Source organism: Streptomyces sp. 147326, assembly GCF_045000215.1.
Classification (GTDB): Bacteria; Actinomycetota; Actinomycetes; order Streptomycetales; family Streptomycetaceae; genus Streptomyces.
In genome coordinates this window covers 1,910,266-1,935,905 of the sequence record NZ_CP134201.1, presented here as the reverse complement: position 1 = coordinate 1,935,905, position 25,640 = coordinate 1,910,266, and the positions used below count along the sequence as shown (strand labels likewise).

Here is a 25,640-nt window from a genome sequence, read left to right as displayed (position 1 = left end):
GGATGTCACCGTCACGCTTCGCCACCTTCACCGAACTCCTGCGGGTTCGGGCGGCTGAACTCGCCGACGAGGACGCGCACATCTTCCTGCGCGACACGGCCGGCGGAGTCGAAGCCGACCACCTCACCTACGGCGAACTGGACCGCGAGGGGAGACGCATCGCGTCCTGCCTCCGGGAACAGGGGGCGACCGGTCAGCCGGTGCTGCTCGTCTACTCCTCCACCGTCGAGTTCCTCAAGGCGTTCGCCGGCTGCCTCTACGCCGGCGCCATCGCGGTCCCCGTACCGATGCCCGGCGAGGCCGGCCGCGACAAGCGGCTCAACCGCACCACCGCCGTGCTCAAGGACACCGCCGCAAAGGTGGTCCTCACCGAGAAGGACGCCGCCCCCGAGGTCGCGCTCTGGCTCGCCCGCAATGCCGGCCCCGACGCGGTGTGCGTGGTCAGCGACGTGCCGGGCATCGGCGACGCCGACGCCTTCCAGCCCGTCAGTGCCCGTCCGGACGACCTGGTGTTCCTCCAGTACACCTCGGGCTCCGTCTGTGAACCGCGCGGCGTGACCGTCTCGCACCGCAACCTCCTGGCCAACCAGGCCGCCCTGCAGAAGGTGCTGCGGACCACCCGCGAGGACGTCTTCGGAAGCTGGCTGCCCTACTTCCACGACATGGGACTGGTCGCCCACCTCCTGCACCCCGTCTGGCTCGGCGGCCACAGCGTGCAGGTCACTCCGCTGTCCTTCGTCAAGCGCCCGCTGCGCTGGCTCCAGGCCATCGACGAGTACGGCGTCACCGTCGGCGGCGGCCCCAACTTCTCCTACGACCTGTGCGTACGCCGCGTGAAGGACGAGCAGATCGCCGCGCTGGACCTGTCCCGCTGGCGCCTGGCCCTCAACGGCGCGGAACCCGTACGCCCCGAGAGCCTCGACGAGTTCGCCGAGCGGTTCGCCCCGGCCGGATTCCGCCCCGAGGCCCTCTACCCCTGCTACGGACTGGCCGAGGCGACCCTGGTCGTCTCCGGCGGGGTCCCCGGCACCCGGCACGTCCGCAGGGACTTCGACAGGACGGCCCTGCAGCGCGACCAGGTGCTCCGTGCCGGATCCGCAGGGGACGTCAAGACCCTGATCGGCTGCGGCACCCCCGTCGACGTGGAGGTCCGCATCGTCGACCCGCTGACCCACCGCGAACTGCCGGCCGGCGCCGTCGGCGAGATCTGGCTGCGCGGCTACGGCGTGGCCCGCGGCTACTGGCGGCGGCCCACCGAGACCGCGCACACCTTCCTCGCGAGCCTCAACGGCGAGGAGAGCAACTTCCTGCGCACCGGCGACCTGGGCATGCTCGAAGAGGGCGAACTGTTCGTCACCGGGCGGCTCAAGGAAGTCATCATCATCAACGGCCGCAACGTGTACCCGCAGGACATCGAATGGGCCGCCCGGACCGTCAGCCCCGCGCTGACCTTCGGCGCCGGCGCCGCGTTCTCCGTCGACGCCGGCGGCGAGCAGCTCGTCCTCGTCCAGGAGGTGCGCGGCGCCGGCAGCGCCGAACTGCGCACGGTCGCGCAGCGGATCCAGGCCCTGATCGGCAAGGAGTTCGAGATCCCGGCCGGCAACGTGCTGCTCGTACGCCCCGGCACCGTACGCCGCACCAGCAGCGGCAAGGTCCAGCGCACCCTGATGCGCAAGCTCTTCCTCGACGGGGTGATGCGCGGCGAGTACGAGGTGCTGACCCCGGACGTGTTCGCGCTGGCCCGCGCCGAGGACGTGCTGTTCGGGGAAGACCTGCTGCGGCCGGAAGGAGCCGACGGAGGAAGACGGTGGTGACGTCGCTCCTCGGCGACCAGGCGGTGGCCCAGCAGCGCGAGAAGACCGTCCGGGCCCGGGTGGCCGAGCTGGAGGCGCTGTTCGGCGACCCCTCGGACCCGGCCAACCCGGTCGGCTACACCGCGCTGCTGGAGGCCGACCGGGCCGCGGTGCCCTTCGCCGCGGGCGAGGCGCTGCTCGACGGCTTCGGCATCACCGACGAGTACATACCGCGCGCCCTCGGCGGGCGGCTCGACGGGATGGACACCCTGGTCAGGATCATGCGCCCGGTCTTCCGCCGGGACGTGGGCCTGGCCATGGGCCACGGCATGACCACTTTCATGGCGGCCTCCGACGTCTGGACCGCCGGGAACTCCCGGCAGCGGCACTGGCTGGCCGGACTGCTGCGCGACGGTGGCAAGGCGGCCATCGCACAGCACGAGACCGCCCACAGCAACGACTACGTGCGCAGCCAGGTCACCGCCCGCCGCAGCGGCGACGGCTACCTGATCAGCGGCGGCAAGCCCATGGTCAACGACCTGGAACGGGCCGGGGCGCTGGTGCTGTTCTGCCGTACCGACCCCGCCCCGGGCAGCCGCAGCCACTCGGTGCTCCTGCTGGAACCCGGGCAGCTGACGGACGCACGGGCGGCCGTGACGGCCCGCCGGACCCCGGTCGGGCTGCGCGGCTGCCGGTTCGCCGGGATCGAGTTCGACGACTGTCCGGTGCCCCGGTCCGCCCTGCTGGGCCCGGAGGGCAGCGGGATCACCACCGCCCTGCGCTCGTTCCAGATCAGCCGGACCGTGATCGCCGCGACGGCCGTCGCGGCCCTCGACACCAGCCTGCGCACCGCCGTCCGCTTCGACCGGGAGCGCTCCGGCGGCTGGCAGGCGGGCGGCCGCGGTGACGGCGGCCGTACGGGCGCGGCGCTCACCAACGCCTTCGTCAACCTGCTGCTGTACGACGCCCTCGCCGTCGTCGCCACCCGGGCCCTGCACCTGCTGCCCGCCGAGACGAGCGTCTACTCGGCCGCGCTCAAGTACCTGCTGCCCCGCGTGCTCACGGAGACCATGTACGACCTGTCCATCGTGCTGGGCTCCGGCTTCTACACCCGCGAGGGCACGCTCGGCATCTTCCAGAAGCACGTCAGGGACGTCCCGGTGCTCAGCCTCGGCCACGCCGGGACCGTCGCCTGCCAGGCCACCGTCATCCCGCAGATGCCGCGGCTGGCGCGGGCCTCCTGGTTCGTCGAGGACGAAGCGCCCGCCGGGCTGTTCCGGCTGCAGGGCGACCTGCCGCCGCTGCGGACCGACCGGCTCAGCCTCGCGTGCGGCCGGGACTCGCTCAGCGCGACCATGCTTGCCGTCAGCGCGGGCATCGACGGCACCGGCCCCGTCGAGAGCGCCCTGCGCACGCTCGCCGGGCAGCTCGTCGAGGAGTTCCGCGACGTACGGGCCCGGGTGCTCCGGCTGGAGGCGGCCGGTGCGGCGGCCACCGCGCAGCCCGCGAAGTTCGCCCTCATGGACCGGTACGCGCTGCTGCTGGCCGCGGCGGCCGTACTGGGCCTGTGGGACCAGGGCCGCTACGGCCCCGACCCCTTCCTCGCCGACCCGTCCTGGGCCGCCGCCGCACTGCACCGCATCGCCCGGCGGCTGGGCACGCGCGTCGCCGACCTGCCGGCGGAGTGCGAGACCCGGATCCGGCACGAGGTCCAGCTCCGCTTCAGCACCCAGATCAGCTACGACCTCTACTCCACGCCCATCCCCGGCTGACCGGTTCCCCCGGCCGCCGGCGGATGCGCCGTACGCACTGAAGGAGTCCCACGATGACCGTTCCCACCGCTCGGCCCGCCGCGGCCATCGACGGCGTGCCGCCGCACGAGTGGCTGTACGCCCGGCTCTCGCTCTACCTGCGGCGCGCACCCGAGACCATCGACCCGAGCGTGCCGCTCGCCGAGTACGGCATGGACTCGGTGGCGGCCCTGAGCCTGTGCGGCGACCTGGAGGACGAGTTCGGCCTCGAGGTGGAGCCCACCCTGCTCTGGGACCACCCGACCGTGACCAGCCTGGTCGGCTACCTGTCGACGGTGCTCCCGGCCGCCTCGCCGGACGCGCGGGGCCGGCGCTGATGGGGGACATCGCCATCGTCGGGATCGACTGCGCGTTCCCCGGGGCGGCGGGCGTGCGGGCGTACTGGGACCTGCTGATGCGCGGCGGGGACGGGATCGGCCCCGTCCCCGCGCAGCGCTGGGAAGCCCGGGACTTCCCCGCCGTCAGCGGCAGCGGCGGTTTCATCGACGACGCCGATGTCTTCGACAGCGACTTCTTCTCCGTCACCCCGCGCGAGGCCGCCGCCATGGACCCGCACCACCGGCTGCTGCTGCCCTGCGCCTGGCGGGCCCTGGAGGACTCGGGCCGGGCCCCCGGCGACCTCGCGGGCACCGAGACCGGGGTGTTCGTCGGCGTGATGGGCGGCGAATGGGGCCGCCTCACCATGAGCGACCTCGCCCGCGTCACCCCGCTGCTCGGCGCGGGCAGCAGCGCCGGCATGGCCGCCAACCGAATCTCCTACCACTTCAACTTCACCGGACCGAGCCTGGCCGTCGACACCGCCTGCTCGTCCTCGCTCGTCGCCGTCCACCTCGCCGCGGGCTCCCTGCTGGCCGGGGAGTGCGACACCGCCCTGGCCGGCGGGGTCAACATCGTGCTCTCGCCCTCCCTGGGCATGGTCTACGGCCAGCTCGGCCTGGCCGCCTCAGACGGACGCTGCAAGCCCTTCAGCGCCGACGCCGACGGGATCGGGCGCAGCGACGGAGTGGGCCTGGTGGTGCTGCGCCGCCTCGAGGACGCGCTCGCCGACGGACAGCGGATCTACGCCGTCCTGCGCGGCAGCGCCGTCAACCAGGACGGCCGCAGCAACGGGGTGATCGCCCCCAACCGCTGGTCCCAGCAACGGGTGCTGACCTCCGCGTACCGGCGCGCCGGGGTCACCCCCGACCGGGTCGCCTTCGTGGAGGCGCACGGCACCGGGACCGTGCTCGGCGACGCCATCGAGTGCGCGGCGCTCGGCGCGGTGCACGGGATCCCGCGCGAGACCCCCTGCGCGATCGGCTCCGTCAAGGGCAACCTGGGCCACACCGAGGGCGCGGCGGGCATCGCCGGCCTCATCAAGACCGTGCTGGCCCTGCACCACCGGATCGTCCCCGCCAGCCTCTTCGCCGACCGCGAGAACCCGCAGCTGCGGCTCGGCGAACGCGGCATGAGGCTGCTGAAGTCCCCGATGCGGCTGCCCCGCGGGGAGAGCCTCGCCGGGGTCAGCAGCTTCGGCATGGGCGGTACGAACGCCCACGCCGTCCTGGGCTCGGCGCCCCGGATCCCGGTCGCCGCGGGAGCCCGTACGGGCGCGGCCCGGGACGCCGTCGGCGTCTTCACCGTCAGCGGCGACACCCCCGAGGCGCTGCGCCGCAACCTCGCCGCCCAGGCCGACGCGGTCGCCAGGCGGCCGCGCGGCGGGGCGGCGGCGCTGTGCTGGAGCAGCAACCGGATCAAGACCGGCCTGCCGTACCGGTTCGCGGCCCCCGTGCGCGACACCGACGAGCTCGTGGCCGAACTGCGCCGCGCGGCCGCTCCCCAGGACGCGGCCGGGAGCGCCGGGCGCCCGTGGGGCAGGCCCGTCGTGGCCTTCCTCTTCACCGGCCAGGGCAGCGAGTACCCCGGCATGACGGCCGGGCTCCACCGCGACTCCCCGGCCTACCGGCGCCATCTCGCCGAGGCCGACGAGGCACTCGCCGGACACCTCGGCACGTCGGTGCGCGAGCTGATCCTCAGCGGCGACGAACGGGTGCTCCGGCCCGAGTTCGCGCAGCCGGCGCTGTTCGCCGTCGGCTGGGCGCTGGCCCGTACGCTCACCTCGCTCGGCATCACCCCGGCGGCCGTCCTCGGCCACAGCCTGGGCGAGTACGCCGCCGCCGTGACCGCCGGGGCCCTCCCCCTCGGCGAAGCCGCCCGCCTGGTCGTCCGGCGCGGCGCGCTGATGAGCGAACTGCCCGCCGGCGGCGCCGTGATCGCCGCGGCCACCGGCCCCGAGGAGCTCGCCGAGCTCCTGGCGGGGGAGCCGGGCATGGTCGTGGCGGCACTCAACGGACCCGCGGACACGGTCCTGTCCGGACCGCTGGAGGCACTGGAACGGACCGGGCGGGAGCTCGCGGGGCGCGGCGTACGGGTCAGGCGGCTGCCGGTCTCCCACGCCTTCCACTCGCCCCTGATGGCCCCGGCCGCCGCGGGCCTGCGCACCGAGCAGGTGCGCTGCGCGCCGCCCACCGTGCCGGTGGCCTCGACCCGGCACGGCCGGATGCTGCGCCACGACCTCATGGACGCCGGCTACTGGGCCGACCAGATCGAGGAGCCCGTGCTCATGGACACCGCGCTCGGCGCGCTCGTCGCCGACGTCGCCCCCACCCACCTGATCGAGATCGGCCCGCGCGGGACGCTCCTGCAGATCGCCGCCCGGGGCGGGCGCGCGGCGGCGGCGGAGCTCCTGCACCCGGCCCCGGGCGCCGAGGCCACGGGGAGGGAGCTCGCGGCGACCGTCGCCGCCCTGTACCGCGGCGGGCTGGACCCGCTCTGGGAGGAGCTGTACGAACCGGGGCACCGGGTCGTCGAAGCGCTGAACCCGTACGTCTTCTCGTCGGCGCAGCGCCACTGGGACCGGCAGGCGTTCGTGCACACCGCCCAGCCCCACAGGGCCCAGCCCCACACGCCCCAGCCCCACCCCGCCGGGCCCGGCACCGTCCCGCCCGTCGCGGCCCCGCCGGCTGCCGCGCCTGCCGGGACCGACGCCGACGATCCGGTGCTGCTCGCGGTCGTCCAGGCCGTCACCGAGGTCGGCGGCTATCCGCCGGAACGCGTCGTGCGCGAGGCCCGCTTCTACGAGGACCTCGGCTTCGACTCGGTGATGATCATGCAGCTGAAGAACCAGGTGGAGGCCAGGCTGCCACGGGTCGGCGAGGTCTCCGTGCAGCAGATGCTGCCCGCCCTGCGCTCGGTGGGCTCGCTGGCCGCCTTCCTCGACGACATGCTCCTGGCGAGGTCGGCATGACGCGGGCCACGAACACCACGGACCCCGCCGCGGTGTACCTCGCGGGGACCGGTACGGCGCTGCCCGGCGCCCCGGTGGACAACACCGCGCTCGGCGCGCTGCTGGGCGTGAGCGAGGAGTGGATCGACATCTTCGTCGGCACCAGGACCCGGCACTTCGGCTGGGACCCGGTCACCGGGGAGGTCCGCGGCTCGCTCGCCGACCTGTGCGCCGAGGCCGGCGCCCAGGCCATGAGCGCCGCGGGACTCGGCCCCGCCGACATCGAGTTCGTGGTGCTCGCGACCGCGACCCCGGACCTGCTCCTGCCGACCACCGCGAGCGAGGTCGCCGACCGGCTGGGCCTCGACCACCTGCCGGTCTACCAGATCCAGGCGGGCTGCTCCGGCGCCGTCCAGGCCCTCGACCTGGGCCGCACCCTGATCCTCGGCGGCCGCCGGGCCGGCCTGATCCTCGGCGGGGACGTCACGCACCGGTTCCTGTCGCCGCGGCGGGACGCCGCCCGGATGCCCACCGAGGAACTGGTCAACTACGTCCTCTTCGGGGACGGGGCCGGCGCCGCGGTCCTCACGGACGAGCCCGAGGGCGAGCGGGTCGCCGTACGGGCGGTGCTGAACTCCTGGACCGGGCGGGGCCGTCCGCCCGGCCAGCTCCTGGACTGGTACGGCACCACCGACCGCGACTCGGAGCGGCGGATGCTGGCCGAGGACTACAAGGCGATCGAGGAGCACGTCCCGAAGATCTCCGTGGAGATCCTCTGGGAGCTGCTCGGGGGGCTCGGGTGGAGCCTCGACGACGTCGGCTTCCTGCTGCCGCCCCAGCTGTCCGAGCGGATGACCGCGCGCATCGTGGAGCGGCTGCCGGCCGGCCCCGCACGGGAGGTCTCCTGCGTGTCCGAGACCGGCAACACGGGCAATGCCCTGCCCTTCCTGCAACTCGAGCGGCTGCTCCCGCAGTTCGCCGTCGGGGACCGGGCGCTGGCCCTGTGCGTGGAGTCCAGCAGATGGATCAGGGCGGGGTTCGCCCTGGAGAAGGTGTGAGGGGTCGATGACGACGGGACTGGACCGGCTGCGCGAACTGCGCGCACAGGGTCTGCTGGAGAAGGCGTACGACCAGGTACCCGGACTGCTCGCGCAGGAGGGCGGGCCGGGCGGCCCGACCGGAGCGGCCGCGGTCGGCCGGCTGCTCGGCGGACTCGACGCCGACGCCGTGCTGGCGCACCACCCGCGGACCCCCGTCGTGACGGTGGCGGTCACCGGCCAGTCCACCGTCGGCCACGTCGTCGACCCGCTCCGGGGTGAACTGGCCCGCCACGGCCTGCTGCTGAAGCCCGTGCTCGGCGAACACGGCACGTACCTGCGCGACCTGACCGACCCCGGCGGCGAGCTGTGGACGGCCCGGCCGGACCTCACCCTGTGCCTGCTGGACGCCGAGACCGTCTTCGCACAGGTTCCCGCGGTGTGGCGGCCCGAGGACGTGGAACGCGCGGCCGAGGAGGTCCTGAGCCGGTGCGCCGCGCTGGCCGGGGCGGCCCCGGGGACCCTGGTGCTCAACACCCTCCCCCTGCCGCGCGGCTACAGCCACCAGCTGATCGACCACCGCTCACGGGCCCTCCTGGGGGCCGTGTGGCGGGAGTTCAACGCCCGCCTGCTGCGGCTCGCCGCATCCGCCGCCGGGCTCGTGGTGATCGACGTGGAACCGCTGGTCGGCGAGGGCGGGCCGGTCACCGACCCCCGGCTGGCCCGCCACGCCAGGGTCCAGCTCGGCGCGGAACTCCTCGCCGCCTACGCCCGCGAGGTCGGCCACCTGGCCCGCGCGCTGGCGGGCCGGGTCCGCAAGTGCCTGGTGCTCGACCTCGACAACACCCTGTGGGACGGGGTGCTCGGCGAGGAGGGGCCCGAGGGCATCGCGGCGGCCGGCACCCTGCGCGGGGAGGCCTTCGGGGCCTTCCAGAAGTGCGTCAAACAGCTCGGCTCCCAGGGCGTGCTCCTCGCGGTCAGCAGCAAGAACGACGAGGGTCCGGTCCTCGGGGCCCTGAGCACCCACCCCGATCTGGTGCTGCGCGAGGCCGACTTCGTACGGATCAACGCCAACTGGGAGCCCAAGGACGCCAATCTGGCCGACATCGCGCGAGCGCTGGACCTCGCCGCCGACGCCCTCGTCTTCGCCGACGACTCACCCGCCGAGCGGGCGCTGGTCCGGCACGGGGCGCCCGAGGTGGCCGTCGTGGCGCTCGACGGGGAACCCGCGCTGCACGTGACCCGGCTGCTGGCCGACGGCTGGTTCGACACCCTGCGGCTGACCGGCGAGGACCGGGCCAGGACCGGCGAGTACCACCGCCAGCGCGAGCGCCGGTCACTGCAGGCGGGTTCGGGCTCGCACGAGGAGTTCCTGCGGGCACTGGAGGTCCGGGTCGGGCTCGGCCCGCCCCGCCCCCACGAGTTCGCCCGGATGTCCCAGCTGACCCTGCGCACCAACCAGTTCAACCTGGCCGGCGGGGGCCGCACGGAGTCCGAACTGGCCGCCCTGGCCGCCGACCCGGCGCGGCTGCTGCTCGCCGCCCGCAGTGCGGACCGGTTCGGCGACAACGGCCTGGTCGGCGCTGTGCTCGGAACCGTGACGGAGGGGGTCCTGCTGCTGGACAACATGTGGCTCAGCTGCCGGGTGCTCGCCCGCGGCGTCGAACACGCCTGTATCGCAGTGCTGTTGGAGCAGGCCCGCTCGCTCGGACTGACCGGGGTGACCGCCCGGTACGTCCCCACCCCGCGCAACCACCGCGCCCGCGACTTCTACCCGTCCTGCGGCTTCACGCGGGCGGGTACCGGCGGGCGGGTGGACGCGGCGCTGGAGTTCCACCACGACCTGGCACGGGTGCCGGAAGTCCCGGCACACGTGCGCATCACCGAAACCCCAGGGGGAAGCCGGATGGATGAGCCTCGATAGCCTCGACGTGTTCCTGCGGACGGTCCGGGACGACCTCGGCCTGGACATCGCGATTCCCGAGGGCGCGGACACCGCACTGGCGGACCTGCCCGGCTGGGACTCGTTGAACCTGCTTCGTCTGGTGGCCCTCCTGGAGGAGTCGGGCCACCGGGTACCGGTACACCGTCTGCTGGAGGCGCACCGCCTCCGGGAGATCCACACCCTCGTGAAGGAGTACGGATGACTGCCCCGGGCAGCCCCTCGCTCGGCCCGCCGCTCGGTGAGCCCGTCGCCGTGGTGCCGGGAGGCGACTCGTGGGACCGGGTCAGGGACGACCTCGCCGCCCACGGGACGGCGCTGGTCTACGCGTGGCTGAGGGACCTGGAGCCGCGCGTGCCGTCCGGTGACGGGCTGCGCGAGCTGCTCGGCCGGGACTGGACGCGCTACCTCGACCTGACGCACGCGGACGTACGCGACCGCTACATCGCCTCCCGGATGCTCCTGAAGTACGCGGCGGGCGCGGTGCTCGACAGCGATCCCGCGGACCTGGAACTGGCCTACGGGCCGACCGGCCGCCCGTACCTGCGCGGCTGCGACCAGATCGACATCAGCCTCAGCCACACCGAGGACCTGCTGCTCGTCGGGCTGACGACCACCGGCCTCATCGGGGTGGACGCGGAGCGGGCCGACCGCGAGATGCACGCGGGCGGCCTGGGCCGGCACATCTGCACGCCGTACGAGTCGGTGCTGCTGTCCGGGATGCCGGTGGCGGAGCGCAACGACGCGCTGGTGCGGCTGTGGACCCTCAAGGAGGCCTACAGCAAGGCCATCGGCCAGGGCATGCAGTTCCGGTTCACGGAGTTCGGTTTCGGTCCGGACGGCAGGGCCGTGCGGGTCCAGCGGCCGGACGGGACCCCGGGGACCGGGGACGAGTGGATCTTCCGTACGTTCCCGGTCGCCGACGGCTACGTCGTCAGTGCCGCGGTGTACGACGCGGGCTTCGGCCGGCTCCAGGACGCCCACGTCACCACGATGCTCGACCAGGACTGCGTGGACGCGATCACGGAGGCACTCGACGGGACGGCGTACGGCGAGGGCGCCGGCCGCTGAGAGCACATCGCCGGGATCACGACAAGGAGGGCACCGACCCCCCGGTGAGCATCTCCTGCCGGGCGGCGTTGTAGCCGGCCTGGAAGCGGCTGGTGGCCTCCAGCTCCTCGGTGATCTCGGCGATGTGGCGACGGCAGGTCCGCACGGACATGCCGAGCCGGCGCGCGACCATCTCGTCCTTGTACCCCTTGGTCATCAGCCGGATGATCGACCACTTGAGCTCGTCCGAGGAAGCCGGGGAGCGCTGGGAGTCGACGACGTACGGCGACGCCCCGTCCCACAGGTACTCGAAGACGGAGCACAGGAACGCCACGAGCGTGGGCTCGCGGACGATGGCGGCCCCGGGCGTGCCGTCGCCGCCGGAGCGTTCCGGAAGGAAGGCCACTTCCCGGTCGTAGATGATCAGCCGGTCGATGACTTCGTCCGCGGTGCGGATCTCCGCGCCCTGTTCGCTGACCTCGCGGACGTAGGAGCGGGTGGGCAGGTCATTGCGCGCGGTGTGCTGGTAGATGGTCCGGATCCGGACTCCGCGGGCGAGGGTGGTCAGCGCCGACTCGCGGGCCGACACGAGCGCGTACGCGGGGCGGGCGCCACCGGGCTGGACGGTGAGCAGCTCGCTTTTGCAGTTCTGGGTGAGGTGGTTGAGCATCGACTGGATCCGCGAGACGTCGGTGATGACGTCGAAGGCCTCCAGACGGTTGCGCAGCCGGCGCCCCTCGAAGTACAGGGGGGTCAGGGACAACAGCTTCGCCCGCACGTCGGTGACCGCCTGCTGCAGGTCGCGTATGTGCCGCTCGGCGGGTCCCACCAGGGACGCGGCCGCCACGTCCGGTGTGACGGGGGTCAGTTCGGAGGGGTTTCCCGGCATCGACTGCAGCAGGCGGACTCCGCGGAGGACCTGCTCCACCCGGGTGATCTCCTCGGGCGTCAGTGACAGCTGCTCGGCAATCCGCTCGCGTGCGAAGCGGCCGCACTCCACCGCGAGACCGTACGCGGTGGCGCTGATGTCGTCCAGCTCGGCGAACCCCGAATCCGAGCCCTCCCCTGTAAACATGTCAGCCCCCGCTGGTCGGTGTAATTGCTGCCACGTAACTTTACGCCAACGTGCCGCCCTTGGCGTGGCTGATCGAGATCGAGCACTCTGTTCGCATCACCCGGAGCCACTGAGTCGGAAGTGTCCGGCGGTGCGGGTGGAGTGGAACTCGATCTTCGACTGGGGGAAGTCGTGAGAACTATTTCCGTTAAGGTATCTTCGATTTGCTTGACTGTAGTGACGAGTGTGGTATTAGCGCTGGGAGTTCAGGCCGTGTCGGGCCCGACGGTGTCCACCGCGTCCGCCCAGACCGTAGCCGCCACCGTCGCGGACGGGGGCGAGGACGGAGTGCCGGCCACGCCCGAGGACGACCAGTGGACGTGACCCGGCGCCGCGGCTAGGACCGGTCGCCCGTACGGCTCAGAAGGCGCTCCCCGCACGGCAGATGCGGGGAGCGCCTCGCCGTACCGGAGCGCCCACGGCGGCGAGCCGGGCAGCCGGCACCGCTATGGCGCTCAGCAGTACGCCGTTCTCCGCCGACCAGCGGCCGCTGAACGCGGTCGGCCCGGCCGGGGAGAGTGTTGAGGGATCCGGCAGGAGCCGGGCGTGGAAGGTCTCCTGTCCCGGATCGACGCTCACCAGGGCGTCGGTGAAGTCGAGTTCCTGCCCCGTGAGCGGGAACCAGGTCTTGTAGACGGCCTCCTTGATGCTGAAGAGCAGCCGGTCCCACGCCACCTCGGGCGCCGCCCGCCCCAGCTCCCGTACGAGACGGAGCTCATCGGGCAGTGCGATCGAGTCGAGCACTCCTTCCGGCATGGGGGCGTTGGGCTCCGCGTCGACTCCCACGGAGGCGAACTCGGTGCTGCGGGCGAGTGCCGCGCCCCGGAAACCGGCGCAGTGGGTCATGGATCCCACGACCGAAGGCGCCCACTGCGGGACACCGCGCCGGCCCGGCACCACGGGAGCGGGCGGCAGGCCCAGCTGTCCCATGGCGCGACGGGCGCACCACCTGACGGTGCCGAACTCCAGCCGCCGCTTGGGTACGGCGTTGCGGATCAGGTGCTCCTCCTCGGGGTAGAGGAAGACGTCGGCAGGGTCGGTGGTGGCTTCGGCGGTCGCGACGTTCGCGGGCAGGAGCTTTGTGAGCACGGCATTCCCTCGGGTCGCTGTTTCGGTCTGACAGCTCCCACACTCACGCCGTCGCTCCGCCTCGACCAGGAACGAAGTCCCAGGTCAACCGGACTGACCCGGAGTAACACCGGTTCTCTCCCAGGCTGCTGCCATCCACCGGTCCGTCCGCCCGCCGCCTGCGGGCAGACTGGTAGTCGGCCGCGCGGCATTGTCATCTCCCTGCCATGCGACCGAACAGGGGTTCGTTCTCGTCAATTGAGGGGTAGGGAAGGGGTGTTCATGCCGCAGTCGGCCGTCCACACTCACGGAATGCCGCACGGAAACCTCATGGGTATCAGCGACCTCCATGTCGGATTCCCGGAGAACCGCCGGATCGTCGAGGAGCTCTATCCCGACAGTCCCGCCGACTGGCTCATCGTGGCGGGCGACGTGAGCGAGTCGCTCGACGACCTCCGGTGGGTGCTCGACCTGCTCACCCGGCGCTACGCCACCGTGGTGTGGGCGCCCGGGAACCACGAACTGTGGACCGTACGGGACGATCCGCACCCCCTGCGCGGGGAGGCGCGCTACCGGCGGCTGGTCGAGATCTGCCGCTCCTTCGGCGTGCACACGCCCGAGGACCCCTACCCCGTCTGGTCGGGGCCGGGCGGCCCGCTCATCGTGGCCCCCCTCTTCCTGCTGTACGACTACAGCTTCCGCACCCCCACCGCCGCCACCAAGGAAGAGGCCCTTGAGCAGGCGTACGAGGCCGGAGTGGTGTGCACGGACGAGTTCATGCTGCACCCCGACCCCTACGCCTCCCGGGAAGCCTGGTGCCGGGCCCGGGTCGCCGCGACCGAACAGCGGCTGGCCGCCTGCGACCCCGACCTCCGCACCGTGCTCGTCAACCACTTCCCGCTCGTGCGAACCCCCACCCGGATCCTGCGGCACCCGGAGTTCGCCCAGTGGTGCGGCACCGAGCTCACCGCCGACTGGCACACCCGGTTCCGGGCCGCCGCGGTCGTCTACGGCCACCTGCACATCCCGCGCACCACCTGGTACGACGGCGTGCGGTTCGAGGAGGTGTCCGTCGGCTATCCGCGGGAGTGGCAGACCCCCGGCCACCCGCGGGACACCCCGCGCCGGATCTTCCCCGCCACCGGCCCCGGCAATTGATGCCTGGCAACTTCCGGACAGTGTGCGGCCGGCAATCCCCGCCTAGACTGCTCGTGAATTCTTGCTCGCTCCACGCTCGAACATCCCTTTTCCGCGCTCGCGCTCTCCTGCCGAAAATGCGGAACCGGGACACTGGGGGACTCTTATGCTTTTGTTCCGGCGCGCCGAGGAAATCTCTCTATTAGATGCACTGCTTTCGGGATGCGCATCCGGTAATTCCGGACTGCTGCTCGTCGAAGGCGCGGTCGGCTGCGGAAAGAGTGAATTCCTCGAAACGGCCGCCGGACAGGCCGAGATCCGCGGCGGAACCGTATTGCGCGCCATCGGCACCGCGGCCGAACGAGGGCATCCGCTGGGCGTCCTGCGCCAGCTGGCCGCCGACGCCCCGGCCCGTGCGCTGCCCGCGCCGCCGGCGCCGGACGAGGCGGACCGGGTCGAGTCCATGCGGGCCTTCGCCGGGGCCGTCCGCGAACTGGGCACCGCCGCACCGGTGGTCATCCTCGTCGACGACCTGCACCACGTCGACGAGCTCTCCCGCCGCTACCTGCTGCACCTCGCGCGCGGCACCCGGCAGGCCGGGATCCTGCTGGTCCTCGCCGAATCCGCGCACGAACACGGCGACGACCCGCTGCTGAGCACCGAGCTGATCCGGCTGCCCCACTTCGCGAGGCTGCGCCTGCAGCGGCTCGCCCCCGAGGCCGTCCGCGCGATGACGGCGGACCGCACCGAGGCGGAGGCCGACCGGCTGTACGAGGTCAGCGGCGGGAACCCGCTGCTGCTGCGGGCCCTGCTCCAGGACCCGCAGGCCCAGCCCGGCGACTGCTACGCCCGGGCCGTCATCGCCTGCCTCCACCGCAGCGGTCCCGCCACGGCCGAACTGGCCGGGGCGATCGCCGTACTCGACGACCTCGCGACGCCCGCCCGCCTCGCACGGCTGGCCGGCGCCGCCGAGGGCACCGCGGCCCGGGCGCTCACCGCACTGGAGGACGCGGGCCTGCTCGCCCCCGGGGGCGGGTTCCGCCACCCGGCCGCGCGGGCCGCCGTACTCGACCGGACGGACCCGGCCGACCGGCCGTCCCTGCACCGGGAAGCCGCCCTGCTGGCCCGCGCGTCGGGCGCGCCCGACACCGCGGTCGCCGCGCAGCTCCTCGCCGCACGGCACACCCGTGAGGAGTGGGCCCTGCCCGTCCTGCGCTCCGCCGCCGACCAGCACATCGCGGACGGGGAGCTGGACCTGGCTGTGGCCCTCCTGCGGCTCGCCCACGAGGCGTGCCCGGACGACGCGCTGCGCGCCGAAGTGAGCGTCAGGCTCAGCACCGTCGCCGGCCGCACCGATCCGGCCGCCGCCGAACACCACCTCGCCGCCCCCCTGGCCGCCGTGGCCGGGGGCAGGCTGGACCCGCACGCGCTCGGCTCGCTGGCCCGGGCACTCGCCGCCCAGGGCCGCATCGACGCGGCGGCCGACGTACTGGAACGGCTCGCGCCCGCCGGCGGGCGCCGCGCCGGCGTCCCGGGGGAGGACCCGCTGGACGGCCTCTCGGCGTTCCCCCAGTGGGCGGCCTCCGCCCGCCGCGGCGCACCCGCCGAGGGCGGGCCGCACCCGGCGGCCCGTCCCGCCCGGACGGCCGTCCACCCGGCCGCCCTGTGGACCCTCCCGGGGGAGGCGGAGGAGGGCACGGCCGTCCGGGCCGCCGAACTGTTCCTGCGCGGTGCCACCCTCGCCGAGGGAACGGTGGAACCGGTGGCGCAGGCCCTGCGCACCCTGCTGTACCTGGACGGCCCGGCCCGTGCGCTGCCCTGGTGCGAGGAGTTCGTCCGGCAGGCGACGCGGCGCGGAGCCACCGGCTGGCGGGCCGTGTTCGCGGGTCTGCTCGCCGAGGCGCGGCTGCGTACGGGCGATCTGACGGGCGCGGCGGACACCGCCGAGGAGGTCCTGCGGTCGGCGCCGGGGCGGCGCGGCAGCACCCTGCTGAGCGCGGTGGCGGGGACGCTGGCCCGGGCCCGCATCGCCATGGGCCGGACCGAGGAGGCGGCGGCCGTCCTGAGCCGGCCCGTCCCCGCCGAACTGGCGGGAAGCGTCCACGTCCTGGGCCACCTGCGCGCCCGGGGCCAGTACGCGCTGGCGACGAGCCGGTTCCACGCCGCCCTGGGCGACTTCCTGGACATCGGCCGCCACATGAAGCGGTGGGGCCTGGACCGGCCCCGGGTCCTGCCCTGGCGCACCGACGCGGCGGAGGCCCTGCTCCGGCTCGGCGAGGCCCACCAGGCGGAGCGGTTCCTCGCGGACCAGCTGACCACGCGGGACGCCGCCGACCCGTGGGTGCGCGGCACGTCGCTGCGGCTGCGTGCCTCCCTGCGCGAGCCGAGGGAGCGGCAGGCGATGCTCGCCCGGGCCGTCGACGAACTGCAGCGCTCCGGGGACCAGTACGAACTGGCCCGCGCCATGGGCGATTTCGGCCAGGTGCTGCGCGAGGTGGGCGAACCGGCACGGGCGGCCATGGTCGACCGCAGGGCCTGGCACCTGGCCAAGGAGAGCGGGGCCGAAGCCCTGTGCGTGAAGATCCTGCCCGGCCACACCGGTGAGGAGGAGGCGCAGGAGGCGGCCGGGGCGCCGGACGCCGGACTGGTGGCGAGCCTGAGCGAGTCGGAGCGGCGGGTGGCCCTGCTCGCGGTGCACGGCCACACCAACCGGGAGATCGCGAAGAGGCTCTTCATCACCGTGAGTACGGTGGAACAGCACCTGACCCGGGTCTACCGCAAGCTGAACATCCCCGGCCGGCAGGCGCTCCCGGCCGACCTCCGACCGGGCGTCGCGGAGCTCGTCCGAGGCGGCGGGGGTCCGGTATGACAAGGTGATGGCAAGCCAATCCCCTTCCGCCCGTGCGTGGCAGACATCAGGGACTCCCGGCCCCGCCGCGCACGCCGGAACCTGCCGGTGCACGCTCTTCGGTGGCTTCCGCGCCCGGTGTGCGGGAAAGTCGGTCATGAGGACGTAGCCCGCAGGGAGGGCACCATGACCACACCGACACACGACCAGCCGTGGCGCACCGCGTCGCCCGGACAGGTCCGCGACGCCATGATCGACCGGGTCGAGGAGCGACTCGCCGGACTGCTCGCCGAGGAGCACCGCAACCGGCGTACCTCCGACCCGCGCAGCGCCGTCCTGGTGATGGGCGTGGCCGAGCTCGTCCAGGCCGGCGGGGAGCGGGCCCGCCCCGCGATCTGCCTCACCGGGTACCTCGCCGCGGGCGGCGACCCGGAGGGGGAGGACGCGGTGACGGCCGCGGCCGCACTCGAACTGCTCGACACCTGCCTGGTGATCCGCGCGGACGTACGGGACAACGCGCCGCTGCGCCGGGGCATCCCGACCCTGCACATCAGCCATGCCGCCGAGCACGAGCGCAACGGCTGGCGGGGCGAACCACGCCGGTTCGGCGAGGGCACCGCCGTCCTCGCCGGGGACCTGGCCCTCGCCTACGGGGACCGGCTGGCGGTCCCGCTGCCGCACGAGGCCCGGCGGTTGTGGGACGACCTGCGCGCCGAGCGGGCGATCGGCGCGCACATGGAGGCCGCCGCGGCGACCGAGTACCTCGACGACGCCTGGCCGGGTCAGTGCCTGGAGGGCTGCGGCAGCGGCTGCGGCGCGGGCTGGTACGGGCTGCGCCACGCGCTGCTGATCGGCGCCGCGCTCGCCGGCCGCGAGGACCTGGGCGAGGCGTACGAGGAGTACGCCCGGGCCGTGCACGCCGCCTGGCGGATCCGCGGATTCCTCAGCGGCGGCCCGGGCTTCGACGGCGACGCCCAGTTCCTGCGCGACGTGTTCTTCGACGCGCAGGCGCGGGAACGGGCCGAGGAGACGATCGCCGCCCTCGTGGTCCGCGCGGACGAGGCCGTGGCCGCCGCCCGTATCCCCCGCGCCTGGCACACCGAACTGGGCGCACTGGCCCGCGAGATCGCCGGCTAGCCCGTCTCCTGGGGCTCCGCCCCCAGACGCCGGCGGGGCTGGAGGATGCGGCGGGGTGGGACGGCGCGGCTCAAAGATCGGGGCTCCGCCCCGGACCCCGCTCCTCAAACGCCGGAGGGGCTGGATGGTGCGGCGAGGCTGGATGGTGCGGCGAAGCCGAAAGGTCGCAGGGGCTGACGTAACAGCCGCCGGTCGGGACGGGGCCGGGTGTGTGTCGGGGCGCTCCCCGCAGGGCGCCGAACGCAATTCCCTCGGCCCTCCGACCCCCCGCCACGTTCGGCGCCCGAGGAGACGCCCCGGCGCGCGCCCGGCCCAGGCCGCACCGGCGAAGCCTGCCGCCCCGGCCCTGGGACCCGAGCAAGCCGTTGGGCCCGCCGGTCAGTCCCGGGCGGAGCGGGTGGCCTCGCCGGCCGGGACATAGCAGCCACGGAGGCGGCAGCGCCGGACATCGGCCCGCGCACCGCTCCCGCCCGGGCCGGGTGTGTGTCGGGGCGCTCCCCGCAGGGCGCCGAACGCAAGGTGCCCCGGCCCGCCGACCCCCCGCCACGTTCGGCGTCCGAGGAGACGTCCCGGCGCGCGCCAGGCCCCACCCGCACCGGCGAAGCCTGCCGCCCCGGTCCCGCCCGAGCGGCGCAGCCAACCGGCGCCCGGCACAACCACCCCTGCCGAGCGGCGCAGCCAACCGGCCGGTCAGTCCGGGGCCGGGCGGGGGCCGCCCGGGCGGAGGCGGGCCAGCCAGTTCCGCAGGGCGCCCCGGCGGACCCGGCCCCCCTCGTCGCGCGGCAGCGCGCCTACGATCTCCAGCCGCGTGGGCAGGAAGGCCTCCGCGACGCCCAGGGAGACGAGGTGCTCGCGCAGTTCGGCCGGCCCCGGCGGCCGGTCCAGGGCCGTCGGGACCACGACGGCGCAGGGCAGTTCCCCGTGCTCGGGGTCGGTGTAGGCGACGACCGCCGCCTCCCGCACCCGGGGATGGGCCAGCAGCCGCTCCTCCACCTCGGCGACCGGGACCATGAAGATCGCGCCGGTCCGCGTACCGGCCCGGGCCAGGACCCGTATCCCGCCGTGCCGGTCGGCCGTCGCCAGGTCCCCCGTGCCGAGCCAGCCGTCCCCCTGCTCCCAGGTGGCCACCGGCGCCGGAGCGCCGTGGCGCCAGGTGGCCAGGCAGACCGACGGGCCGCGCACCTCCAGCGGCGACGTCGCGTCCGCGGCCGACACCTCCAGCCCCCTCAGCGGGCGGACACCGGCATCGCCCTGCGCGGTGTCCCCGGAGAGCGCGCCCATGCCGAGTTCCGGCGCCCCCCACACGGAGAGCACCGGTACGCCGAACACCTCGCGGAGTTCGGCCGCGAGCGGCGCCGGGGTGCTGGTGCGGCCCCCCGACAGCAGCAGCCGCAGCCGGTCCGTCTCCCGGGGGCGCCGGCGCTGCGCGGTGACCAGTTCGGCCAGGTAGGCCGGCTCCGCGTACACCTGGTCGACCCCGGCCGCGGCCATCAGGTCCAGGCACCGGCCCGGATCCCACACGTCCTGGTAGACCCCCGTCCCGCCGACCGCCAGCGGCCAGCACACGGTGTAGATCAGCGAGGCCAGCGAGGTGAGCGGCAGCGTGCTCAGGAAGACCTCGCCCGGCCGCCGCCCCGGGCCCGGGCCGTCGGGCCCGCTCTGGGCCGAGATGTTGGCGTACAGGGTGTTGGGGGAGTGCAGCACCGAGGTGTACGCGTCCCGCAGCCCCATGACGCTGATCAGCAGCGCGGGCCGGTCGGCCCGCCCGCCGCGCGGCCGGCTGCGCAGGCCCGCCTCGGTGCGCTCGTGGGCGGTGCGCCGGAAGTACGCGCCGAAATCGACCGCTCCGGTCGCCGCGGCGTCCCCCAGGACGACCCGGTGGCGCAGCCACGGCAGCCGCCCGGCGAGGTCCGCCAGGGCCTCCGCGTGCGCGAAGCCCTCCCAGACGTCGGGCACCACGCAGATCCGGGCCCGGGTGCCGTCCAGGATCCGGTGGAGCCCGTGGGCCCGTACCGTCGGCAGTACAGGCACGGCGACCGCGCCGACCCGCAGACAGGCGAGGGTGAGCGCCGCGGTCTCCCACCAGTCGGGCAGCTGGAAGGCGACCGGGTCGTCCGGGGCGACCCCGAGCGAGGTCAGGGCGCCGGCGAACCGGTCGACGTACCGGGCGAGCTGGGCGTAGGTGAGGGTGACCCGGCGATGGCCGGCGGGCCGGTGGGCGCGCTCCGAGACGATCGCGGGGCGCTCGGGCGCGCGGGCGGCCGTACGGTACAGGTCGTCGATGAAGGTCTGCGGACGCCACCAACCGGCGGCCCGGAACCGGTCCGCGACCTCGGCGGGCGGAACCAGGTCCAGCGGGCGGGCGGGCGTCCGCCCCGGGCGTGCGTCCGCCGTACCGTACGCGGCGGAGCCGGTCAGGCCCATCGGCCCACCGCCCCGGCGACCTGTACGCGCGAACTGCACCCGAGGCGGCGCATCACGTGGCGGACGTGGTTGACGACGGTCCACTCGGAGATGTCCAGCTTGGCCGCTATCTGACGGTTCGTCATGCCTTCGGAGACCAGCAGGGCCACCTGGACCTGCCGCGGGGTGAGCGACTGAGCCTCGGGGGCCGTCCCGGCCGCCGCGCGCCGCGAGGGTGCGGGCGCCGAAAGGGCCTCCGCCACCGCCGCGGGCACGGGCATCCGGACGCCCTCCGCCCAGGCCACGGCGAAGTCGGTCCAGCCGAGGCGGGCGCTCAACTCCGTACGGGCCCGCTCGGCCGCGGACCGCCACTCGTCCGGCACCTCCGCCCCCGTCTCGCCGCGCAGGGTGTCGGCCGCCGCCAGCAGCCGTACCGCACGCGGCCGCTGGGCGGGTGCGGTACGGAGCAGCAGCAGGGAGAACTCCTCCAGCGCGCCCGGCAGTTCGGTCCGCTCGCCGAAGGCCCCGTACAGCCGCACGCTCTCCCGCAGCGCCCGGTCGGCCCGGTCCGGCTCGTCGCCCTCCAGGGCGAGCGCGGCCTCGGTCCGCAGGGCGCCCGCGAGCCCCCGCCCGTCGCGGATCCGTCGGAACGTCTCCACGGACCGGTCCAGCAGCTCCTGCGCCTTGCGCCGGTCACCCTCGGCGCGCAGGACGGCGGCGAGCGAGCCGGCCGCCTCGGCCGCGCCCCCGGTGACGCCCATCGACTCCAGCGCGTTGAGGGCGGTCACCAGGACGGCCCGCGCGCCCGCCGGATCACCGGCCCGCAACAGGGCCGCGCCGAGCCGGGCGGAGGCGAGCGCGTTCTGCCGGCGGTCGCCTACGGACTTGCCCAGGGCCAGTGCGTGCCGGTGGCGGCGGACGGCCTCCTGCGGATCGCCGAGGGCGAGCGCGAAGACGCCGGACATGTCCGCGAGCCGGGCCCGTACGGCCTCCGGCAGCGCCGCCCCGCCCGCCTCGACGGTCTCGTCGCACCACTGCAGTCCCTCCCGCAGCCGCCCCTGCGCCAGCCAGGGGAGGCGGCAGCCGAGCACGAGGGCGGCCGCCGTCTCGCTGTCGTCGCGCTCGCGCAGCCGCCGCAGGGCGCCGCTCACGTTCGCCCCCTCGGCCGCCAACTCCCGCAGCAGCCGCTCCTGTCCGGTGCCCCGCAGGCCCGGCAGCGAGGTGGTCACCAGCAGCCGGTAGCGCTCCGCGTGCGCGTCCAGCACCGCACCCTCACGGCCCGAATCCGCCAACTCGGCCCGGCAGTGGGACCGTACGGGCTCCGGCACGGCCAGCCGCAGCTCCCCCTGCTCCTCGCCCACCACGGCGAGCAGCCCGCGGTCCAGCAGGGTCTCGACGGCCGCCTCGGCCGACAGCCCGGCCGCCGACAGGCCGAAGCCGGGCTCGTACACCGAGAGCCGGCCCAGCAGGGCGCGGGCGCCGTCGTCCAGGCCGCGGCAGCTCCACTCGGCGAGCGCGGCGAGCGAGCGGTGCCGCTCGGGAGCGTTCGCAGGGCCGCCCGCCAGGATGGTCGTACGGCCGCGCAGGCGCGCCGCCAACAGGTGCGGAGGGAACAACCGCAGCCGCCGCGCCGCGAGTTCGACGGCCAGCGGCAGGCCGCCCAGCCGCGTGCAGATCTCGGCGACGGCCCCGGCGTTCTCCTCGGTGAGCGCGAAGGAGGGGTCGGCGTCCCGGGCCCGGCGCACGAACAGCGCGACCGAGGCCGCCTGCCGCACCTCGTGCGGATCGGCGGCGCCGCCGGCCGGCCCGCGCCGCGGCCCCGGCACGGGCAGCGGCGCCAGCGGCAGCAGCTGCTCCCCGTACACGCCGAGCGGCTCCACGGCGGTGGCGAGCACCACCACGCGCGGATCAGCGGAGAGGGCCTCCGCGGCCGTGGCGGCGGCCGGGCGCGCCTCGTGGTCGCAGCCGTCGAGCACCACCAGCATCCGGCCGGACGGGCCGGACGGGCCGGACGGTCCAGGTGCCTCCGGCGGCTCGGGCAATCCGGGGAGATCCGGAAGCTCCGTGCCGCCTGCCGCGGGGTCCAGGGCCGTCACCCGGGCGAACTCCCCGCCGATCTCCCGTACGACCTCCACGGCCAGCCGGCTCTTGCCCACACCGGCCCGCCCCGTCACCGTCACCAGCCGCACCGACGGGTCCCGCAGCCGCTCCCGCAGCGCGGCGGCTTCGAGCTCGCGTCCCACGAGCTCGGTCACCGGGCCGGGGGACACCGCCGTGGTTCCCCCTGCGCCGGGGGCCCGCCTCGCGTTCATGTGCGGACACCGGCCGGATGGATCCGCCAGAGCCCCGGACGGATCTCCACGGCGCGCGCCGCCGCGGGACCGTGACCGGAACCGGCGCCCGGGCCGGCCGGGGTGCTCAGCGCGCGCAGCGAGCGCAGCGCGTACACCTCCAGCCGGTGGTCGCGCAGCGCGCCCGCCAGCTCCAGGCACTCGCCGAACCAGGCCCGCGCGGTCTCCGGCCCCTCCTGCGCCAGCGCCAGCAGCGCCCGCGCCCGGCTCGCCTCGTACCGGCCCCGCGTGCGGCCGGGCGCCGACAGGGCGGCGAGGGCGGGCTCCAGCAGGGCGGCGGCCTGCGCCGACTCCCCGGCGTCCAGCCGCAGTTCGGCCAGCCCCACCAGGGCGCGCGCCGCCTCCTCCTCGTCGTCCGCCGCCCGGGCGAGCGCCAGCGCCCCGGAGAACAGCTCGTGGGCCCGCTCCACGCGCCGGTACTGCCAGGCGAGATCGCCGAGCGAGCGCAGCATCCGCGCCCGGGCCGACCGGTCCCCGCACCGCTCGGCGGCGTCCAGGGCCAGCGTGTAGGCGGCCTCGCCCTCGTCCTGCACCGACCCGCCGGCCAGGGCGTCCGTCAGCTGCACGGTCAGCTCCCAGAGCCCGGCGTCGTAGGCGGTCCTGGCCAGGCGTACGAGCCCGCGCGCCCCCTGCTCCGGTACGTGACCGGGCTCGGCGGCGGCAGCCGCGTACGCCCGGCACACGCGCTCGGCCCCGGCACGCGCCGCCCCGGGCCGCTCCTCCAGGGCCAGCCGCTCCACCGCCAGCAGCCGCAGCAGCTCCGGGAGGTGCCAGCCGTCCCGGTCCACCGCCACCAGCCGCTCGTCGGCCAGGGCCTCCAGAGCCGCCGAGGCCCGCGGCCCGCTCACGTCCAGCGCGGCCGCGGCCTCCCGGGGGCCGAACCGGCCGGGCGGCAGCAGAGAGAGCAGCCGGAAGGCCCGCCGCCGGTCGTCGGGGCAGGCCGCGTACGCCTCCAGGAGGCGGGCCCGTACGTCCACGTCGCCGGTCCGCAGCGCGTCCAGGCGGCCGCTCTCCTCCCGCAGCCGGTCCGCCAGGGTGGCGGCCGTCCAGTGCGGCCGGGCCGCGAGCTGCGCCGCGGCGGTCCGCACGGCGAGCGGAAGCCGCCCGCACAGTTCGGCGATCTCGGCGACCGTGCCCGGATCGGGAGCCGGGCCCGGATCGAGGACGGGAGCGCCGCCGCGCGTCACCGCGCGGGTCCCCGCCCGCCCGGTGAACAGGCCGGCGAGCCGCCTGGCCTCCTCGGGGCGCCACGGTCCGAGCACCACGGACCGCAGCCCGGGGAGCCCGGCGGGCACGCGGCGCGCGGTGAGCAGCACCACGGCGCCCCGCAGCGCGGGCAGCAGGGGCCGCACCTGGGCCTCGGAGGTGACGCCGTCCAGGATCAGCAGCACCCGGGGGGCGGTCGAAGGGCCGTCCGCCGGCCCGCCGGGCCCGCCGGCCCGGTGCAGCAGCCGGTCCAGGGCCTGCGCCGCCTCCGCCCCGTCCGCCGGCGCGCCGGCCCCGTCCCGCAGGTCCAGGAAGATCCGCCCGTCGGGGAAGGCGTCCGCCACCCGGTGTGCGGCCTCGACCGCAAGGGCGGTCTTGCCGACGCCCGGCATGCCCGTCACGGCGACGCAGCCGCCCCCCGGGGCGCTGCGCAGCATCCGCTCCAGTTCGGTGAGTTCGTCCGCCCGGGCGGTGAAACAGGGGTCGGCGGCGGGCAGCGGCGCCGCGGGCGCCCCGGACCGGCCGCCCGCGGAAGCCCCGGCGCCGGCGCCCCCGCCGGTGACCTCGCCCTCGCCTGCCGCGCGCTCGCCGTACGCGCCTTCGGCCCCGCCCGGCGCCTCGCCCGCGCCCCGCGCCCCGGCCGCCGGCCCCGTCGCGGTCACCGTCCCGGCTCTGGTCCCGGCCCCGGACCGCGACAGCGCCGGGTCGCCCTCCAGGATGCGCCGCTGGAGCCGGCTCGACGCCGGACCCGGCTCGATCCCCAGCTCCTCGACGAGGGTCTCGCGCAGCAGCGCGAACACCCGTAGGGCCTCGGCCTGCCGGCCGCACCGGTACAGCGCCACCATCAGATGGGTGTGGAACTCCTCGTGCATGCGGTGCTCGGCGACCAGCTCCTGGAGTTCGGCGACCAGTTCACGGTGGAGCCCGAGGTGGAGCTCGGCCCGGATGCGCTCGTCGAGCGCGGTGGTGCGCGCCTCGGCCAGGCGGACGGCCGCGCCCTCCAGCACGGGTCCGTGCGGGGTGTCCGACAGCACCGGCCCCCGCCACAGCGCGAGCGCCCGCCGCTGCAGATCGGCCGCGGCGGCGAAGTCGCCCGCCTGCAGGGCCTGGTGGCCGCGCCGGGACAGGTCCTCGAAGGCCGTGCCGTCGACCGCGTCCGCACCGACCCGCAGCAGGTAGCCCGGCCGGCGGGTGACCAGCGCCTCCCGCCCGTGCTCCGGGTCGGCGCTCTGCAGGGTCTTGCGCAGGTGGGAGACGTACACCTGGAGCGTCGTCGTCGCCGTACGCGGCGGCGCGTCCGGCCAGAGCTCGTCGATGAGGCTCTCCACCGACACGACCTCGTTCGCCCGGACCAGCAACGTACCGAGGACGACCCGCAGTTTGGCGGCCTGCGGGGCGTACGACGTCACCTGGCCGGTGTCCGTGGGGCCCGTACCGCCGGTGACCTCAAGCGGGCCCAGAATCCCGAAGCGCATGGT

Annotated in this window: 16 protein-coding genes; 11 read left to right on the top strand and 5 right to left on the bottom strand. The window is 75.1% G+C overall.

Annotation, left to right across the window (positions count from 1 at the left end):
* Positions 1-2: 2 nt before the first annotated feature.
* The 8 genes from RIU97_RS08775 to RIU97_RS08740 are packed head-to-tail and all read left to right on the top strand — an operon-like array spanning position 3 to position 10,919.
* Entirely contained in the window at positions 3-1,814 is a 1,812-nt protein-coding gene (locus RIU97_RS08775; RefSeq protein ID WP_404954890.1) for a fatty acyl-AMP ligase, read from the top strand.
* Positions 1,808-3,565: an acyl-CoA dehydrogenase gene (locus tag RIU97_RS08770; protein WP_404954888.1), complete on the top strand. Its 1,758-nt coding sequence runs from the start codon at positions 1,808-1,810 to the stop codon at positions 3,563-3,565. The genes RIU97_RS08775 and RIU97_RS08770 overlap by 7 nt, the downstream gene beginning before the upstream one ends.
* Positions 3,566-3,618: 53 nt before the next feature.
* Positions 3,619-3,921 (top strand): acyl carrier protein, encoded by a 303-nt coding sequence (locus RIU97_RS08765; RefSeq protein ID WP_404954886.1) that lies wholly within the window; start codon positions 3,619-3,621, stop codon positions 3,919-3,921.
* On the top strand, positions 3,921-6,890 hold the full coding sequence (locus RIU97_RS08760; RefSeq protein ID WP_404954883.1) for a type I polyketide synthase: 2,970 nt from the start codon (positions 3,921-3,923) through the stop codon (positions 6,888-6,890). Before RIU97_RS08765 ends, RIU97_RS08760 begins: the two co-directional genes overlap by 1 nt.
* Positions 6,887-7,927: a 3-oxoacyl-ACP synthase III family protein gene (locus tag RIU97_RS08755; protein ID WP_404954880.1), complete on the top strand. Its 1,041-nt coding sequence runs from the start codon at positions 6,887-6,889 to the stop codon at positions 7,925-7,927. Before RIU97_RS08760 ends, RIU97_RS08755 begins: the two co-directional genes overlap by 4 nt.
* Before the next feature lie 7 nt (positions 7,928-7,934).
* Positions 7,935-9,830, top strand: coding sequence for an HAD-IIIC family phosphatase (locus RIU97_RS08750; protein ID WP_404954878.1), 1,896 nt, complete (start codon positions 7,935-7,937; stop codon positions 9,828-9,830).
* Positions 9,817-10,053, top strand: coding sequence for a phosphopantetheine-binding protein (locus tag RIU97_RS08745; RefSeq protein WP_401253660.1), 237 nt, complete (start codon positions 9,817-9,819; stop codon positions 10,051-10,053). The genes RIU97_RS08750 and RIU97_RS08745 overlap by 14 nt, the downstream gene beginning before the upstream one ends.
* Positions 10,050-10,919 (top strand): 4'-phosphopantetheinyl transferase family protein, encoded by an 870-nt coding sequence (locus RIU97_RS08740; protein WP_404954875.1) that lies wholly within the window; start codon positions 10,050-10,052, stop codon positions 10,917-10,919. Before RIU97_RS08745 ends, RIU97_RS08740 begins: the two co-directional genes overlap by 4 nt.
* A 16-nt stretch (positions 10,920-10,935) precedes the next feature.
* Here RIU97_RS08740 and RIU97_RS08735 read toward each other — a convergent pair whose 3' ends face one another.
* Together RIU97_RS08735 and RIU97_RS08730 are read right to left on the bottom strand one after the other, a co-directional pair.
* Positions 10,936-11,973 carry a LuxR C-terminal-related transcriptional regulator gene (locus tag RIU97_RS08735; RefSeq protein ID WP_404954873.1) on the bottom strand — a complete coding sequence of 346 codons (1,038 nt, stop codon included), beginning with the start codon at positions 11,971-11,973 and terminating at the stop codon, positions 10,936-10,938.
* A 399-nt stretch (positions 11,974-12,372) separates the two neighbouring features.
* Positions 12,373-13,101 (bottom strand): 4'-phosphopantetheinyl transferase, encoded by a 729-nt coding sequence (locus RIU97_RS08730; RefSeq protein WP_404954871.1) that lies wholly within the window; start codon positions 13,099-13,101, stop codon positions 12,373-12,375.
* 309 nt (positions 13,102-13,410) lie between these two features.
* Between RIU97_RS08730 and RIU97_RS08725 the strand changes: the two genes are divergently transcribed.
* The 3 genes from RIU97_RS08725 to RIU97_RS08715 all read left to right on the top strand — a co-directional run bounded on the left by RIU97_RS08725 (position 13,411) and on the right by RIU97_RS08715 (position 18,202).
* Positions 13,411-14,238 carry a metallophosphoesterase family protein gene (locus tag RIU97_RS08725; RefSeq protein ID WP_404954869.1) on the top strand — a complete coding sequence of 276 codons (828 nt, stop codon included), beginning with the start codon at positions 13,411-13,413 and terminating at the stop codon, positions 14,236-14,238.
* 145 nt (positions 14,239-14,383) lie between these two features.
* A complete protein-coding gene (locus tag RIU97_RS08720) occupies positions 14,384-17,086 on the top strand; it encodes an AAA family ATPase (RefSeq protein WP_404954867.1) in 2,703 nt (900 codons plus the stop codon).
* A 165-nt stretch (positions 17,087-17,251) separates the two neighbouring features.
* Positions 17,252-18,202 (top strand): polyprenyl synthetase family protein, encoded by a 951-nt coding sequence (locus tag RIU97_RS08715; protein ID WP_404954865.1) that lies wholly within the window; start codon positions 17,252-17,254, stop codon positions 18,200-18,202.
* A 690-nt stretch (positions 18,203-18,892) separates the two neighbouring features.
* Here RIU97_RS08715 and RIU97_RS08710 read toward each other — a convergent pair.
* Genes RIU97_RS08710 through RIU97_RS08700 form a run of 3 tightly spaced genes read right to left on the bottom strand, consistent with a single transcriptional unit; the run spans position 18,893 to position 25,637 of the window.
* Positions 18,893-20,626 (bottom strand): AMP-binding protein, encoded by a 1,734-nt coding sequence (locus RIU97_RS08710; protein WP_404954863.1) that lies wholly within the window; start codon positions 20,624-20,626, stop codon positions 18,893-18,895.
* Entirely contained in the window at positions 20,617-22,917 is a 2,301-nt protein-coding gene (locus RIU97_RS08705) for an ATP-binding protein (protein WP_404954861.1), read from the bottom strand. The genes RIU97_RS08710 and RIU97_RS08705 overlap by 10 nt, the downstream gene beginning before the upstream one ends.
* Positions 22,914-25,637, bottom strand: coding sequence for a BTAD domain-containing putative transcriptional regulator (locus RIU97_RS08700; RefSeq protein ID WP_404954859.1), 2,724 nt, complete (start codon positions 25,635-25,637; stop codon positions 22,914-22,916). Before RIU97_RS08700 ends, RIU97_RS08705 begins: the two co-directional genes overlap by 4 nt.
* Positions 25,638-25,640: the final 3 nt, after the last annotated feature.

Coding starts and splice junctions, on each gene's coding strand:
- RIU97_RS08755 (WP_404954880.1), top strand. CDS start 6,887: ATGACGCGGGCCACGAACACCACGGACCCCGCCGCGGTGTACCTCGCG.
- RIU97_RS08740 (WP_404954875.1), top strand. CDS start 10,050: ATGACTGCCCCGGGCAGCCCCTCGCTCGGCCCGCCGCTCGGTGAGCCC.
- RIU97_RS08705 (WP_404954861.1), bottom strand. CDS start 22,917: ATGAACGCGAGGCGGGCCCCCGGCGCAGGGGGAACCACGGCGGTGTCC.
- RIU97_RS08725 (WP_404954869.1), top strand. CDS start 13,411: ATGGGTATCAGCGACCTCCATGTCGGATTCCCGGAGAACCGCCGGATC.
- RIU97_RS08760 (WP_404954883.1), top strand. CDS start 3,921: ATGGGGGACATCGCCATCGTCGGGATCGACTGCGCGTTCCCCGGGGCG.
- RIU97_RS08735 (WP_404954873.1), bottom strand. CDS start 11,973: ATGTTTACAGGGGAGGGCTCGGATTCGGGGTTCGCCGAGCTGGACGAC.
- RIU97_RS08710 (WP_404954863.1), bottom strand. CDS start 20,626: ATGGGCCTGACCGGCTCCGCCGCGTACGGTACGGCGGACGCACGCCCG.
- RIU97_RS08775 (WP_404954890.1), top strand. CDS start 3: ATGTCACCGTCACGCTTCGCCACCTTCACCGAACTCCTGCGGGTTCGG.
- RIU97_RS08700 (WP_404954859.1), bottom strand. CDS start 25,637: ATGCGCTTCGGGATTCTGGGCCCGCTTGAGGTCACCGGCGGTACGGGC.
- RIU97_RS08720 (WP_404954867.1), top strand. CDS start 14,384: ATGCTTTTGTTCCGGCGCGCCGAGGAAATCTCTCTATTAGATGCACTG.
- RIU97_RS08750 (WP_404954878.1), top strand. CDS start 7,935: ATGACGACGGGACTGGACCGGCTGCGCGAACTGCGCGCACAGGGTCTG.
- RIU97_RS08765 (WP_404954886.1), top strand. CDS start 3,619: ATGACCGTTCCCACCGCTCGGCCCGCCGCGGCCATCGACGGCGTGCCG.
- RIU97_RS08715 (WP_404954865.1), top strand. CDS start 17,252: ATGACCACACCGACACACGACCAGCCGTGGCGCACCGCGTCGCCCGGA.
- RIU97_RS08745 (WP_401253660.1), top strand. CDS start 9,817: ATGAGCCTCGATAGCCTCGACGTGTTCCTGCGGACGGTCCGGGACGAC.